Annotated in this window: 12 protein-coding genes; 4 read left to right on the top strand and 8 right to left on the bottom strand. The window is 67.7% G+C overall.

Going from position 1 to position 13,702, the window contains the following annotated elements; genetic code table 11:
* Nucleotides 1-22 precede the first annotated feature (22 nt).
* The gene (locus ACWGI2_RS26055; RefSeq protein ID WP_453396918.1) at nt 23-571 is read left to right on the top strand and encodes a hypothetical protein; all 549 of its coding nucleotides are present in this window, start codon (nt 23-25) and stop codon (nt 569-571) included.
* Nucleotides 572-578: 7 nt separating this feature from the next.
* On the opposite strand, the gene ACWGI2_RS26050 is transcribed toward ACWGI2_RS26055, so the two are convergent.
* The 6 genes from ACWGI2_RS26050 to ACWGI2_RS26025 all read right to left on the bottom strand — a co-directional run bounded on the left by ACWGI2_RS26050 (nt 579) and on the right by ACWGI2_RS26025 (nt 7,016).
* A complete protein-coding gene (locus tag ACWGI2_RS26050) occupies nt 579-1,211 on the bottom strand; it encodes a hypothetical protein (RefSeq protein ID WP_453697936.1) in 633 nt (210 codons plus the stop codon).
* Nucleotides 1,198-2,499, bottom strand: coding sequence for a DUF7224 domain-containing protein (locus tag ACWGI2_RS26045; RefSeq protein ID WP_453697935.1), 1,302 nt, complete (start codon nt 2,497-2,499; stop codon nt 1,198-1,200). Before ACWGI2_RS26045 ends, ACWGI2_RS26050 begins: the two co-directional genes overlap by 14 nt.
* The gene (locus ACWGI2_RS26040) at nt 2,493-3,305 is read right to left on the bottom strand and encodes an ATP-binding cassette domain-containing protein (protein WP_453697934.1); all 813 of its coding nucleotides are present in this window, start codon (nt 3,303-3,305) and stop codon (nt 2,493-2,495) included. The genes ACWGI2_RS26045 and ACWGI2_RS26040 overlap by 7 nt, the downstream gene beginning before the upstream one ends.
* 648 nt (nt 3,306-3,953) lie before the next feature.
* The gene (locus ACWGI2_RS26035; protein WP_453697933.1) at nt 3,954-4,928 is read right to left on the bottom strand and encodes a helix-turn-helix transcriptional regulator; all 975 of its coding nucleotides are present in this window, start codon (nt 4,926-4,928) and stop codon (nt 3,954-3,956) included.
* Nucleotides 4,925-5,881 (bottom strand): LuxR C-terminal-related transcriptional regulator, encoded by a 957-nt coding sequence (locus ACWGI2_RS26030; protein WP_453698298.1) that lies wholly within the window; start codon nt 5,879-5,881, stop codon nt 4,925-4,927. Before ACWGI2_RS26030 ends, ACWGI2_RS26035 begins: the two co-directional genes overlap by 4 nt.
* A gap of 190 nt (nt 5,882-6,071) precedes the next feature.
* Nucleotides 6,072-7,016 (bottom strand): helix-turn-helix transcriptional regulator, encoded by a 945-nt coding sequence (locus tag ACWGI2_RS26025; protein WP_453396925.1) that lies wholly within the window; start codon nt 7,014-7,016, stop codon nt 6,072-6,074.
* A 397-nt stretch (nt 7,017-7,413) separates the two neighbouring features.
* Between ACWGI2_RS26025 and ACWGI2_RS26020 the strand changes: the two genes are divergently transcribed.
* A complete protein-coding gene (locus ACWGI2_RS26020; protein WP_453697932.1) occupies nt 7,414-7,785 on the top strand; it encodes a hypothetical protein in 372 nt (123 codons plus the stop codon).
* 113 nt (nt 7,786-7,898) lie between these two features.
* Here ACWGI2_RS26020 and ACWGI2_RS26015 read toward each other — a convergent pair whose 3' ends face one another.
* Nucleotides 7,899-8,330 (bottom strand): pyridoxamine 5'-phosphate oxidase family protein, encoded by a 432-nt coding sequence (locus tag ACWGI2_RS26015; RefSeq protein ID WP_453697930.1) that lies wholly within the window; start codon nt 8,328-8,330, stop codon nt 7,899-7,901.
* A 179-nt stretch (nt 8,331-8,509) separates the two neighbouring features.
* Here ACWGI2_RS26015 and clpB point away from each other — a divergent pair, with 179 nt between their 5' ends.
* On the top strand, nt 8,510-11,107 hold the full coding sequence (gene clpB, locus ACWGI2_RS26010; RefSeq protein ID WP_453697928.1) for an ATP-dependent chaperone ClpB: 2,598 nt from the start codon (nt 8,510-8,512) through the stop codon (nt 11,105-11,107).
* Between the two features lie 83 nt (nt 11,108-11,190).
* Nucleotides 11,191-11,733, top strand: coding sequence for a YbjN domain-containing protein (locus ACWGI2_RS26005; RefSeq protein WP_453396929.1), 543 nt, complete (start codon nt 11,191-11,193; stop codon nt 11,731-11,733).
* 66 nt (nt 11,734-11,799) lie between these two features.
* Here ACWGI2_RS26005 and ACWGI2_RS26000 read toward each other — a convergent pair whose 3' ends face one another.
* Nucleotides 11,800-13,008 (bottom strand): pyridoxal phosphate-dependent aminotransferase, encoded by a 1,209-nt coding sequence (locus ACWGI2_RS26000; protein ID WP_453697926.1) that lies wholly within the window; start codon nt 13,006-13,008, stop codon nt 11,800-11,802.
* Nucleotides 13,009-13,702: the final 694 nt, after the last annotated feature.

The following is a 13,702-nucleotide window of genomic DNA, read 5'->3' as shown; positions in this document are numbered from 1 at the left end:
GGAAAGCGGGGGTGGGGTCGCCATGGCCATGGTGGGACTGTTCTGGATCGCCGAGGGCGATGTGTACGTGGGCGCGAAGCCGTCAGGTTTGGCGGCGGGGGTGCGCCTGACTCCGGAGGGCGTGGTGGCCCTGGGCGACAAGCAGTCGGCGTTCTACCCGTGGGACGAGGTGCGGGCCTTGACGGTCGAGGACGCCCCGGTGAAGTCGCTGAAGGGGCAGGGCGTCGTAGCGCTCAAGACCCTGAAGCGGCAGGTGGTCACGCTGGTGGACCTGGCCCTCACCGTGGGCCTTGGTGGCGCGGACGAGGCACCGCTGATGACGGTACGTCTCCAATCGCCGTCGGGCGAGACCGAGCTGGCGGCATACATCGCCGCTACGGCCGCCGGCTACTCCCGGACGGAGTACGACCTTTCGCGCGAGCTCCTGACCCGTCTGACGGACGGCGCGGCAACGATGAACACGACGCTGGCGAGGATGGCGGAGTGGGGCCGCGCACACGAGGGCGGTTCACCCCGGGCATCGGAGCGGGAGGCACTGCTCCGAAGCTGGGCCACTGCCGACGCCGCCTAGGGGGCGATCAGTCCTCTTGGGAGAGGGGCCTCGCCGCTCTGTGGAGGAAGGCCTTCCGTCGCCAGGGAGTTGCCGCGATCGCGGTAACTCCGAGGCTCAGAGCGACAGCGGCAACAGCCCAGCTGAAGAGGTCAGTAGGCGGGTTGGCCGTCCAATCCCACCAGTTGTTCGGGTACCAGACGAGAAAGAGGACCGAGGTCAGCGGGATGGCCCAGCCGAGTTGCTGCCCCAGTACGGCGGCGGACAGCAGGGCCAGGCCCAGCCAGATCAAGAGGGACCGGACGAAGACGGTCCCGGATTCCGGCCCGTTGGCGAGGGCCTCCGCGCCGAACGAGAAGGCGCAAACCGTCAACGTGAGCGCAGTGCAGTAAACAGCGCGAAGGCGGTGCATCGCGGATGCCCCCAGCGCGTCGTGTGCCGACATGGCTCCGTCGAGGGCGGCAGAGAGAAAGACAGCCGACAGGAGCGGAAGCTCTTGCCGGTATGGCACGCCCGTGGTGACTCCGCCGCTGCCGATGGAGGGAAGCGCGATGTTGGTACCACCGAACAACGCTGACAGAAGGGCTACAACCGCGGTGCCGGTGACGACGGCTGTAGCCCGGTGGACTCTCGCATAGCGGAGCAGATCAGTGCCATTCATCAGGCTTGCACCACGAGCTCTCACGAAGTACCTGGCTGCGCTCCTGCTCGACCCACTTCTGCTGCTCGGCCGACGGCATCCGCGCAGCCTTGGTCGCCTCGCGCTGGGCGGTGTCGACTCCTTCCATATGGAGTCCCTCGTCGGCGACGGCCGGGTCCTGTCCCACGGCCTGGTATTCAAGCCATAGTGCGATGTTGTCCATGGACTGCCACGCACGGCGTTCGTCCTCGGGCGGGCTGCAGTCGCCGAACGACTCAGTGAACACCTGGTCGGCCATGGCAATCGCCGCGGTGCGTACGTGCCCTTCGGCGATGTCGAATCCCCGGTCTCCCAGGTCGGTCCGCCGGAGCCCGAACTCGTAGAACACGGCGGGTGTCTTGATCCAGGAATGATTGGTCTGGTCGAGGCGCTGAGCCATCCGCGTCAGCTCCGGCAGATACTTCCGGTGCTCGGGCCAGACGCACACCCGCGGGGCGCTGTCGTCGGCACGATCGCACAGCGGCGTGGTCGCCGAGGCCGGACGCTCCACGCGCAGTTCGCCGGCGGCTGGGGTCGCGGCCAGAGCGGTGAAGGAACAGACCACCGACCCGACGGCAATGCCGCGTACATGCCGTGGCGATTTCCGGCGGGGCGTCTGGCGCTCGGCCTTCCTCTTCAGCGGCGGTGCCGTCACCGCCAGCACCGCGAGAGCGAGAGCGCACAGGAGACGAAGGGCGACCGGCAGCGGATTCATGTGGGTGTCCGGCGGCCCCGCGAGGACGTTGAACTTGAACGGCAGGGCCAACATGCTGATGAAGCAGCCCAGGGCGCACACGATGGGTGTGAATCCCGCCGAGGGCCACCAGCGGCCGGCCAGATGTCCCACGGACGCGAAAATGATCAGGGTCGAGGCGCCGAGGAGCAGATAGGACGGCCATAGGAACCCCGGTCCCGCGTCGCCGAGCGAGACGGCTGCGGCGGTGAGGCACCCGATCCCGTACGCGAGGAATCCGAGCGTGAGGGTGGCGGCCAGCCTCGCGGCCTCGATCTGCCAGCCGGGCCGGGCGGCCGCGAGAAGGAACTCGGGCATGCCCGCCCGGGAGGAACGTCCGGCCTGCCAGGCGGAAACACCGGCGAGTACGGGCCCCAGGAAGAGCGTGACGATCTGTGCCGCCACGCTCGCCTCGGGCCACACGCCGATCCAGTACCGGGACCGCCCGAAGAGCACCAGCAGGTCCACGGCGATCATCACGGGGAAGGCGGTGAGCAGGGGCGAGCGGCGCAGCTCGATGCGGTATGCGTTCAGCATGCGGCTTCCTCGGTCGACCCGCGGCTACCTCCGCGGCTGCTTCCGCGACTGCCCCTGCGACTGCCCAGAACCGTCATGTAGCCGCGCTCCAGCGGACTGTCCCCCGGAGCTGTCGGTGCGGAGAGCTCTGCCAGTTGCTGTGGGGTCCCGCTGTGGACCACTCGTCCGTCGCTGAGTACAAGGACGGAGTCGCAAGCAGCGCCTACGTCTTCCACCAGGTGCGTACTGAGAACGATGGCAGCCCCGGCGCGGGCGAGGGAACGAATGAGATCACGGAAGTCGAGGCGCTGGGCAGGGTCGAGGCCGACGGTGGGTTCGTCGAGGAGGAGCAAGGAGGGAGAACCGACGATGGCGGCGGCGATCCCGGCGCGACGGAGCATGCCACCGGAAAGAGACTTCATCCGGTCACGGCCCCGGTCGGCCAGCCCGACAGCAGCCAACGCCTCGTCGGTCGCGGCCTCGGCCTCCTTGGACGGCACCTCACGCAGCCAGGCGCAGTAGCGGACGAAATCGGTGACGGAGAAGGCCGGGTAGAAGCCGAAGTCCTGCGGGAGATAACCGATTCGAGGACGGACCTGCCGGACATCCCGTTCACAGGTGACGGGCTCGCCGAAGAGCTCAAGCCCCCCGCTCTGGGGCGGCGCGATCGTGGCGAGGGTACGGAACAGGGTGGTTTTGCCTGCTCCGTTGGGCCCTAGCAGTCCGGTGACACCTGCCTGGATGGACAGGTCGAGACCCTCGATGATGCGCCGGCTGCCGTATCCCTGCGTGAGGGCTGTCAGCCGGGCGACGGGGTGAGTGGTCATAGATTGGATTCCCAAATTGCGGGGTGGGCCCGCCAGAACGGAACGGCGGGCCCACCGCAGCGCCGGTGAACTAGGTGAGCTGAACGAGCTGAACTAGGACAACAAGGCGAGCTAGTGGTGTACGTCAGTGCTGCTGATGCTGAACGTGCACTCGTGGGTGTCGTACTTGCCCCTGTAACCGTTGCGCAGCCTGTCGTAGTGCTGCGTGTCAATTTCGCTGCTGCAGTTGTAGCTCGTGTACCAGCCATTCGAGTACCACGTGTTTGCCTTCTTGCAGTACCCGTGACCGGCGGTTGAGTACCAGTATCCCCGGCAACCGTCAGTCCACGAGCGCTCGTTGGAGGCGCTGGACATAGGGGCCGTAAGGCCGATGGCAGTGGCTGCCAACGCCGCCACGACAGCACCCTTCGCGGCTTTGGTGGCCATTATTCGGTTCACAAAACAGCTGTTCTTCATTTCCCCCCCTGGGAAATATGACGCCGAAGACGCAAGGGTTCCGCCCCCGGTCGTGAGCTTGCTCCGCCGACATCAACTTTGGTGCGGGTGGGGGTGTGCCGCCAGCGTCATCTTGTTGCAGTGCAGCTCACTGAGGCGGGAGTAAACCGGCCTGAAATCAGACATAGGGGGGCTTGGGGTGGGCCGGCTGGCTCAGTTCTCGGCGTCCAGGATCCCGGACTGGCCGATGCGGTAGCCGAGTTGAGCCCTGCTGCGGCTGCCGACGGTGGTGGCGAGTTTGGCTATGTGGACTCGGGCGGTGCGGACGTTCATGCCGAGGCGGGTGGCTATCTCGGAGTCGGTGTGGCCTTCGATGAGGAGGGCGGCGATGGCGCGTTGGCGGGTGGTGATGCCGTCCCGCGCGGGCAGCGGGGCAAGCACTGGGTACATGGGAGTCGCCTTGTGCCACAAGACTTCAAAGTATGCGCCGAGATGGGCGACAACTGCCGGATGGCGTAGCTCGATGGCTACGTCTCTGGCCTCCCGCGCTGGGATCATTGCCACGTGCCGGTCGAAGAGAAAGAGGCGCTGGGGAAGTTCGTCCAGAGTGCGCACCTCGGCCTCGCCCTGCAGTTGCTCGTAGTGGGCGAGAGTCGCCAGTGAGTGGCGGGTCGTGTGTTGATAGAGCGTACGCATACGACCGCCACGCCTGAGAAACCCCTGTTCAACGGGACGAGAGGCGGCCAGGTTTCCCGGTAGCCGCTTTCCCCCCGGTTGGATGATGCGGATCTCGTGGTTGGTGGCGGTGGTTGTTCGGCCGATGGCCGCGTCAATGCGTGCCCTTCCCTCCAGCACGGTGATCCCGGAGCCACTCAAGTCCGGGGCCCCGCTGGGAGACAGCGACATCAGCTGACCGAATTCGAGAGCCAATTGCGCTTTGTGAAGATGTTGCTGGGCGACGCCGACCTCGATGTCCAGGAGAAGCTGAGGGAGGACGACGGCAGGGGAGACGGGACGTAGCCACTGCGGGTTGTCGGCGTCAGGACGCAGGAAGCCGAGGTCGACAAGGCAGGGGGCGAGGGCGACGGCTTGGGGACGGATGCGGCCTTCGCGCAGGGCGCGGGCGTACAGATCCATTCCTGCCTTGCACAGATCATCGGGTTCGTGCGCGCAGTGCCCTCTGGTCATGCTTCCCCGTCGCTCCCTGGTTGAGATGCCGACTCCTGGAGTTCCTGATCGAGAATTCCTGACTGCCCGATGAGGTAGCCGAGTTGAGCTCGGCTGTGGCTGCCGATGCTGGCGGCGAGCTTGGCGATGTGGATCCGCGCGGTGCGGACGTTCATGCCCAGGCGGGTGGCTATCTCGGAGTCGGTGTGGCCTTCGACGAGGAGGGCGGCGATGGCGCGTTGGCGGGCAGTGATACCGCTTTCGGCGGGTTGGGGTGCGGGCTGGGACCGCATGGGAGTGGCCAGGCGCCACAGGCGGTCGAAGGCGGTGGCGAGGTGGTCGACCACGGCGGGGTGGCGTATTTCGAGTGCGAGGCTGCGGTCCTTGCTCGCGGGGATGAAGGCCACGGTTCGGTCGAAGACGAACAGGCGCTCTGTGACCTCGTCGAGGATGCGGGCTTCGGCGTCGCCTTCGAGGCGCTCGAAGTAGGCGAGAGAGGGGAGGGGGCGGCGGGCCGTGTACTGGTAGAGAGTTCGCATGCGGCAGCCGCGGCTGAGCAGGGCCTGGTCGCGGGCGAAGGTGTCCGCCAAGGTCTCCGGAGGGCCGACGCCGCCGGGCTGGACGGTGAGGAACTCTTGCGTGGCGTCGGACGCGGCCCGGTCGATGGCCGTACTGATGCGTTCGAGGCCGTCGAGGACCGTGATCGCGGGATCGTCGGACTCAGGGGTCAGCCGGGAGTCGAGAGCCATGAGTGGCTCGAACGCCGCGGTGAGGCGTTCCTCCCGTCGGCGCTGGTCCGCGATGCGGTCCTCGATGGTGCGGAGGAGGCGGGGGAGGGCGGCGCCAGGGGCAGTGGGATGCAACCACCGCATGTCGTTGACTCCGGGATGGAGCAGGCCGAAGTCGATGAGGCAGGGCGCTTGTTCGGCGTCTTCCCTTCGGATCCGGCCTTCGTTCAGCGCGCGGAGGTACATGGCCGAACCTGGTTCGCAGAGTTGCTCGACGCCGTGCGGTATGTGCTCGACGGCCACGCTGTGCCCCCTCCCGTGTGGTTGAAGCGACGCGATTCTAAGCAGAGGTAGTCGCTTCACGGCGGGATTGGTTTGTGGGCGGGGGCCTGGTGGGCATGAGGCTCTGTTGCCAGATCGACCTCCCTCGCCGACTTCAGTGATCCTTGTCCAGGATGCCGGACTGGGCGATCAGATAACCGAGTTGAGCGCGGCTGCCGCTGCCAAGGGCCGCGGCGATCTTGGCGATGTGGGAGCGGCAGGTGCGGACGTTCATGCCGAGGCGGCGGGCGATCGCCTCGTCGACGTGGCCTTCGATGAGGAGCCTGGCTATGGAGCGCTGGACGCCCGTGATGCCGTCGGTCGGTGGGGCGTAGGGGGTCTCTTCGAGCAGGGGGGCAGCGCGTTGCCAGAGTTGCTCGAAGACGTTCGCCAGATACTCGACAATTCCGGGATGCCGTAGTTCCAAGGCCGCTTGACGGTCGTCCCGTGCCGGTATGTAGGCCACCGTGCGATCGAAAATCATCAGACGTTCAATTAGCTCTTCGAGAGTGCGCACCTCCACCTTGCCCTGCTTCATATGCTCGGCATAGGCGATGGTGCCCTGGCTGTGCCGGGCCGTGTGTTGGTACAGCGTGCGCATCCTGATGCCACGGTCGATGATGCCTTGGCTGCGCTTTACGGCCTCGGTGAGGATGGCTTCGCTGCGTCCTCCGCCGGGTTGGACCGTAAGGATCTCGCTCTGGCACTCAGTTGTGGCGATTTCTATGGCCGCGTTGATTCTGGTCGCGCCTTCCAGCACGGTGATCGCATGGGCAGTCGACCGGTCCTGGACGCTGATGGACATGAATGGCTCAAAGGCGTCGGTCAGTTGGACCGCCAGGGCCCTTCGTTCCTGGATCTCGCGCTCGATGGGCCGGAGGCGCTGCGCGAGCACGGAGGTAGGTGGAGCCGGGCGGAGCCAGTCGGGGTCGTCCGAGTCGGGGTGCAGGAGGGCGAACTCCACCAGGCAGGGAGCCGCGTCCGCTTCGATGCGCGCGATGCGTCCTGCGCGCAACGCGCTGGCGTAGAGCCGCTTTCCCTCTTCACATAGCTCGGCCATGGAGTGAGGATGTGCCCGAATTGGGCCTTTTGTTGTCATAACTCCATCCCCCAGGGTCCTGAACGTGCAGGAACATGATGCATCGCTCCTGTGGTGTTCGCATGGCTGAATGAGCCATCGTCTTGGGAGGCCGGGGGAGAGTCGCTATGGAAGTGAGGACGAAGCCCGCTATGTGCAAGACAATGCTTCGCTCGGTACTTGTTGGTGCCTTCTCTGTCGGATTGGCCATCAGCGCCGTGAGCGCTTTTGATCTGCACAGGGATACCGGGTCTACGGCCATACAGGAGTCGGGGGCTAACGCGGCGCCGCCTGACATCATTTGGGCCTCGGCCAAGGGCGACATCATCTGGGGTACGGCTCCTGCCGACGCCCCCGCTCCGGCGGGAGACGTAACCTCATGAGCACTCCCCCCGACGACCGCACCTTCCGCCGAGAAATGGCCACCGCCTACCGCTCCGGTTGGCATTTCATCGATCTCGCCACCGCGATACCCCACGTCGGCGACTCGTTGATGGTCACGCTCCTCGGTGAGCCAGTAGTCGTCACCCGTGACGACGAGGAGGAGATCCGGGCCTACCGGTGCCTCCGTAAGCCGCGAGGCGCCCCGCAGCCCGTGCGGTGTGCCATTCGGTACGGGATGGTCTTCGTCAATCTCGACCGGCGTGACCACCAGCTGGTCGGTGAGCCGGGGCAGTCGGGCCGACAGCAGCAGGACCAGCAGAGTTCCACCACTACAAGAGCCATCACAGCCACCCCCCGCAGCGCCTGACGCGATCCCCCGTCGTTGTACATCGCGCAGGTGCTTCCCCCAGCAGCGGCGCCACCGTGGACCTGAACACGGTGGCGCCGCTGTGGTGTGTGACGGCACCCCCCCGGTCAGGGCTAGGCCTCGCCGCCCAGCGACCTCGTTCCCATCGCCCGCGTCAGCGTGATCTCTATCAGCACCCGGTCCGGGTTGGGCCTCGGCACCCTCCCGTACCGCTCCTCGTAGCGGCGCATCGCCGCCGCGATCTCGCCCTCCTCCGTACGCACGCTCGCGTACCCCTCCAGCGTCGCCCAGCGCCGCCCGTCGACCTGGCAGACCGCCACCCGCGCCCCGGGGCCCTCGGTGCCCGTCGCCGCGAGGACGTGGGTCACCTTTGCGCTCGACTTGTTCGCAAGGACGCGGGCCACGCCCGCCTCCGGGTCGTACGTGACACCGACCGGCACCACGTGCGGCGTGCCGTCCGGGCGCGGCGTCGTCAGCGTGCACAGGTGCCGTTCGCGCCAGAAGCTTAGGTACGCGGGAGTCGGGTGGTGGGGATCCATGGCCATGGGTTGGAACCTATCCGCCGCCGCCATGGCCCGCCGCATGCCCCCATCCCGCCTCCCTTGAGTGGAATAGACTCAACTTTATGTACGCTGTTTAAAGCAGGTGGGCCGGGCCACTCGAGCCGACAGGCCATAGGACCGCGCCGACAGGCCATACGGACCGCAAGGAGGAGACGACTCACGTGGACGCCGAGCTGACCAACAGGAGCCGGGACGCGATCAACGCGGCCAGCAGCCTGGCCGTGAAGGACGGGCACCCCGACCTGACCCCCGCGCATCTGCTGCTCGCGCTGCTGGAGGGGCAGGACAACGAGAACATCACCGACCTGCTCGCCGCGGTGGAGGCCGACCAGGCCGCCGTCCGTGCCGACGCCGAACGGGCACTGAGCGGCCTGCCCAGCGTCACGGGATCCACCGTCGCGCCGCCGCAGCCCAACCGCGACCTGCTCGCGGTCATCGCCGACGCCTCGCAGCGCGCGAAGAAGCTGGGCGATGATTACCTCTCCACCGAGCATCTGCTCATCGGCATCGCCGCCAAGGGCGGCCCCGCCGCAGAGGTCCTGAGCAAGCACGGGGCCACCGCCAAGAAACTGCTCGACGCGTTCGAGAAGGCAAGGGGAGGACGCCGGGTGACCACACCGGACCCGGAGGGTCAGTACAAGGCCCTGGAGAAGTTCGGCACCGACTTCACCGCCGCCGCCAGGGAGGGGAAGCTCGATCCCGTCATCGGGCGGGATCAGGAGATCCGCCGCGTGGTGCAGGTCCTGTCCCGGCGCACCAAGAACAACCCCGTCCTCATCGGCGAACCCGGCGTCGGCAAGACCGCCGTCGTCGAAGGGCTCGCGCAGCGCATCGTGAAGGGCGACGTACCCGAGTCCCTCAAGAACAAGCGGCTCGTCTCCCTCGACCTGGGGGCCATGGTCGCGGGCGCGAAGTACCGCGGTGAGTTCGAGGAGCGGCTCAAGACCGTCCTCTCCGAGATCAAGGAGAGCGACGGGCAGATCATCACCTTCATCGATGAGCTGCACACCGTCGTCGGGGCGGGAGCGGGCGGCGACTCCGCCATGGACGCCGGCAACATGCTCAAGCCCATGCTCGCCCGCGGCGAGCTGCGGATGGTCGGCGCGACCACCCTCGACGAGTACCGCGAGCGGATCGAGAAGGACCCGGCCCTGGAGCGCCGCTTCCAGCAGGTGCTCGTCGACGAGCCGACCGTCGAGGACTCGATCGCCATCCTCCGTGGGCTCAAGGGGCGCTACGAGGCCCACCACAAGGTCCAGATCGCCGACAGCGCGCTCGTCGCCGCCGCCGCGCTCTCCGACCGGTACATCACCTCGCGCTTCCTGCCCGACAAGGCCATCGACCTCGTCGACGAGGCCGCCTCACGGCTGCGGATGGAGATCGACTCGTCCCCGCTTGAGATCGACGAACTCCAGCGCGCCGTCGACCGGTTGAAGATGGAGGAGCTCGCCCTCAGCAAGGAGACCGACCCCGCGAGTAAGGAGCGCCTCGAAAGGCTGCGGCGCGACCTCGCCGACAAGGAGGAGGAGCTGCGCGGGCTCAATGCCCGCTGGGAGAAGGAGAAGCAGTCCCTCAACCGCGTCGGTGAGCTGAAGGAGAAGCTCGACGAGCTGCGCGGCCAGGCCGAACGCGCCCAGCGCGACGGCGACTTCGACACCGCGAGCAAGCTCCTCTACGGCGAGATCCCCGCCCTCGAACACGACCTGGAGGTCGCTTCCGAGGCCGAGGAGGAGGTCTCCAAGGACACCATGGTCAAGGAGGAGGTCGGGCCCGACGACATCGCCGACGTGGTCGGCGCCTGGACCGGCATCCCCGCAGGTCGCCTCCTTGAGGGCGAGACGCAGAAGCTGCTCCGCATGGAGGACGAGCTCGGCAAGCGGCTCATCGGCCAGACCGAGGCCGTACGGGCGGTGTCCGACGCCGTGCGCCGCACGCGCGCCGGGATCGCCGACCCCGACCGCCCCACCGGGTCCTTCCTCTTCCTCGGGCCGACCGGCGTCGGCAAGACCGAGCTGGCGAAGGCCCTCGCGGACTTCCTCTTCGACGACGAGCGCGCCATGGTCCGCATCGACATGAGCGAGTACGGCGAGAAGCACAGCGTGGCAAGGCTGGTCGGCGCCCCGCCCGGATACGTCGGCTACGAGGAGGGCGGCCAGCTCACCGAGGCCGTACGCAGGCGCCCGTACAGCGTGGTGCTCCTCGACGAGGTCGAGAAGGCGCACCCGGAGGTCTTCGACGTGCTGCTCCAGGTCCTCGACGACGGACGCCTCACCGACGGGCAGGGCCGGACGGTGGACTTCCGCAACACCATCCTCGTCCTGACCTCCAACCTCGGCAGTCAGTACCTGGTCGAGCCGCTGACCTCCGAGGAGGAGAAGAAGCAGCAGGTCCTGGAAGTCGTACGGAGCTCTTTCAAGCCGGAGTTCCTGAACCGGCTCGACGACCTCGTCGTCTTCTCCGCGCTCGGCAAGGACGAGCTGGCGCACATCGCCCAGCTGCAGATCGACCGCCTCGCCGCCCGGCTTGCCGAGCGGCGGCTCACGCTGGAGGTCTCCCCGGAGGCGCTGGCCTGGCTGGCGGACGAGGGCAACGACCCGGCGTACGGCGCGCGGCCGCTGCGGCGCCTCATCCAGACGTCCATCGGCGACCGGCTCGCCAAGGAGATCCTCTCGGGCGAGGTGAAGGACGGGGACACGGTTCGCGTGGACACCTTCGAGGACGGCCTGATCGTCGGACCGGCGACGGCCGAGAGGGCATAACCCGGTCACATCGGGGGCGGGGGTTGCGGGCCCCCGCCCGACATGGGGCAGGATGGCGGAATCCGTACGAAGGGACTAAGCACGTGAGCATCGACCCGTCCTCGATTCCGAATTTCGGGGGACAGCCCGAACCGCAGCAGGGCGATGGACCGGCGGGCCCCGTTGTCCCCGACCAGGACCTGGTCAAGCAGCTCCTGGACCAGATGGAGCTCAAGCACGTCGTCGACGAAGAGGGTGACCTCGCGGCGCCGTGGGAGGAGTTCCGCACGTACTTCATGTTCCGTGGCGAGGGAGACCAGCAGGTCTTCTCGGTGCGGACGTTCTACGACCGCGCGCACGGCATCGAAGAGAAGTCCCAGCTTCTCGAGGCGATCGACGACTGGAACCGCCGCACCCTGTGGCCGAAGGTCTACACGCACACCCACGACGACGGCACCGTCCGCCTCATCGGCGAGGCGCAGATGCTGATCGGCACGGGCGTCGCGCTCGAGCACTTCGTGTCGTCGACGGTCAGCTGGGTGCGGGCCGCGATCGAGTTCGACCGCTGGCTGGTCGAGCAGCTCGGCCTGGAGGCAGAGGTCGACGGCACCGAGGGTGAAGAGAAGCCCGGCGACGACCAGGCCTAGGCCTGGACCACGCGAGACCGAGAGCCCGGCCGGGGTGACCCGGCCGGGCTCTCGTCATGACCGGGACTACAGCGTCTTGAGCCGGGAGACCGCCTCGGCCAAGACCTCGTCCTTCTTGCAGAACGCGAAGCGCACGAACGGCGCCCCGGCCTCCCGGTGGTCGTAGAAGACGGCGTTCGGGATGGCGACCACGCCGACGCGCTCGGGCAGGGCGCGGCAGAACGCGAAGCCGTCGGACTCCCCCAGGGGGCGGATGTCGGTCGTGACGAAGTACGTGCCCTGCGGGCGGTAGACGTCGAAGCCCGCGGCCGTCAGACCCTCGCTCAGCAGATCCCGCTTGGCGCGCATGCCTTCGGCGAAGGACGTGAAGTACGAGTCGGGCAGGGCCAGGGCCTCCGCGATCGCGTACTGGAACGGGCCCGAGGACACGTAGGTGAGGAACTGCTTGGCCGAGCGGACCGCCGTCACCAGCTCCGGCGATGACGTGATCCAGCCGACCTTCCAGCCGGTGTACGAGAACGTCTTGCCGGCCGAGCCGATCGTGACCGTGCGCTCGCGCATGCCGGGGAAGGAGGCGAGGGGGATGTGCGCCGTGCCCTCGCCGTCGTCGAAGACGAGGTGCTCGTACACCTCGTCCGTGACCACGAGGAGGTCACGCTCGACCGCGAGCTTCGCGATCTCGGTGAGCTCCGCGCGGGTCAGGACCGTGCCGGTCGGGTTGTGCGGGGTGTTGAGCAGCAGCAGCCGGGTGTGGGGCGTGATGGCGTCGCGCAGCTCGTCCAGGTCGAGGCGGAAGCGCCCCTCGGCCGCGTCCGGGCGCAGCGTCACGGGGACCCGCTTGCCGCCTGCGAGGGCGATCGACGCCGCGTACGAGTCGTAGTACGGCTCCAGGGCGATGACCTCGTCGCCCGGCTCGACGAGGGCGAGCAGGGACGCGGCGATCGCCTCGGTCGCGCCCGCCGTGACCAGGACCTCGCGGTCGGGGTCGTACGCGAGGCCGTACCGGCGCCGCTGGTGCTCGGCGACGGCCGCGCGGAGCTCGGGGATGCCGGGGCCCGGCGGGTACTGGTTGCCGCGGCCGTCACGCAGTGCGCGCACCGCGGCCTCGCGGATCTCCTCGGGACCGTCCGTGTCGGGGAAGCCCTGGCCGAGGTTGATGGCGCCGGTTTTCACGGCCAGCGCGGACATCTCGGCGAAAATCGTCGTACCGAACTCGGCGAGGCGGCGGTTGAGCAGCGGGCGCCCGCTCCCGGATGTGGAGGTCATGGCCGCCATCCTGCGCCGAACCTCTGGACTTCCTCAACTCTGCTTTGGGTCGGCTTCCCCGGGGGCATTCCCCTTTCACACAAGAACAGCAGGAAAGAACGCGGACCCACGGGGGGCCTGCTTCGGGGGAACGGAAAGGGGCGTGGAGATCATGATTCCGGTCTTCGTGTTTGTCGCGGTGGTTCTGGTCGTCGTCGCGGTCGCAGTGGCCAGTGGCAGGGGAAGCGGCGGCAGCTCGCGCTCCGGTGCGGCCGGCTCGGCGGGGTCCGGCGGCAGTTGGTGGGCCGGCGGAGGTGACAGCGGGGGACACCACGGCGGTAGCTCCTGTGGTGGTGGTTCGTCCTGCGGCGGCAGCTCTTCGTGCGGCGGCGGTGGCGGTTGTGGCGGTGGCGGAGGCAGCTGACACGGGGCAGCTGGTCCGTCCATCTGTTGAAGTGCCCGGCGGGAGGCAACTCCTGCCGGGCACTTCGTCGTTGACTCATTGAACAGTTGAACTGTGCAGCCCCCGCGGGGGTGGAAACCCTCCGAAGTTGGGTAAAAGCGCAGTGGCAGTGCAGCAGTCCATGATTCCCTCTTAACCGTCAGCACCGCCCTCGGACGGACGACTTGGACATCAAGAACGTTCTCGTGGGCACGAGCCGGCATTCCGACCTCCCGGTCTCCGACCGGGTGCGCCGGCACCACCTCCATTGCGTGTTAGCGG

The organism is Streptomyces sp. NPDC054866 (assembly GCF_053610745.1).
The sequence above is the reverse complement of the archived record's forward strand: the minus strand, read 5'-3'. Positions and strand labels throughout refer to the sequence as shown.

Coding starts and splice junctions, on each gene's coding strand:
- ACWGI2_RS26055 (WP_453396918.1), top strand. CDS start 23: ATGGCCATGGTGGGACTGTTCTGGATCGCCGAGGGCGATGTGTACGTG.
- ACWGI2_RS26050 (WP_453697936.1), bottom strand. CDS start 1,211: ATGAATGGCACTGATCTGCTCCGCTATGCGAGAGTCCACCGGGCTACA.
- ACWGI2_RS26045 (WP_453697935.1), bottom strand. CDS start 2,499: ATGCTGAACGCATACCGCATCGAGCTGCGCCGCTCGCCCCTGCTCACC.
- ACWGI2_RS26040 (WP_453697934.1), bottom strand. CDS start 3,305: ATGACCACTCACCCCGTCGCCCGGCTGACAGCCCTCACGCAGGGATAC.
- ACWGI2_RS26035 (WP_453697933.1), bottom strand. CDS start 4,928: ATGACCAGAGGGCACTGCGCGCACGAACCCGATGATCTGTGCAAGGCA.
- ACWGI2_RS26030 (WP_453698298.1), bottom strand. CDS start 5,881: ATGTACCTCCGCGCGCTGAACGAAGGCCGGATCCGAAGGGAAGACGCC.
- ACWGI2_RS26025 (WP_453396925.1), bottom strand. CDS start 7,016: ATGGCCGAGCTATGTGAAGAGGGAAAGCGGCTCTACGCCAGCGCGTTG.
- ACWGI2_RS26020 (WP_453697932.1), top strand. CDS start 7,414: ATGAGCACTCCCCCCGACGACCGCACCTTCCGCCGAGAAATGGCCACC.
- ACWGI2_RS26015 (WP_453697930.1), bottom strand. CDS start 8,330: ATGGCCATGGATCCCCACCACCCGACTCCCGCGTACCTAAGCTTCTGG.
- ACWGI2_RS26000 (WP_453697926.1), bottom strand. CDS start 13,008: ATGGCGGCCATGACCTCCACATCCGGGAGCGGGCGCCCGCTGCTCAAC.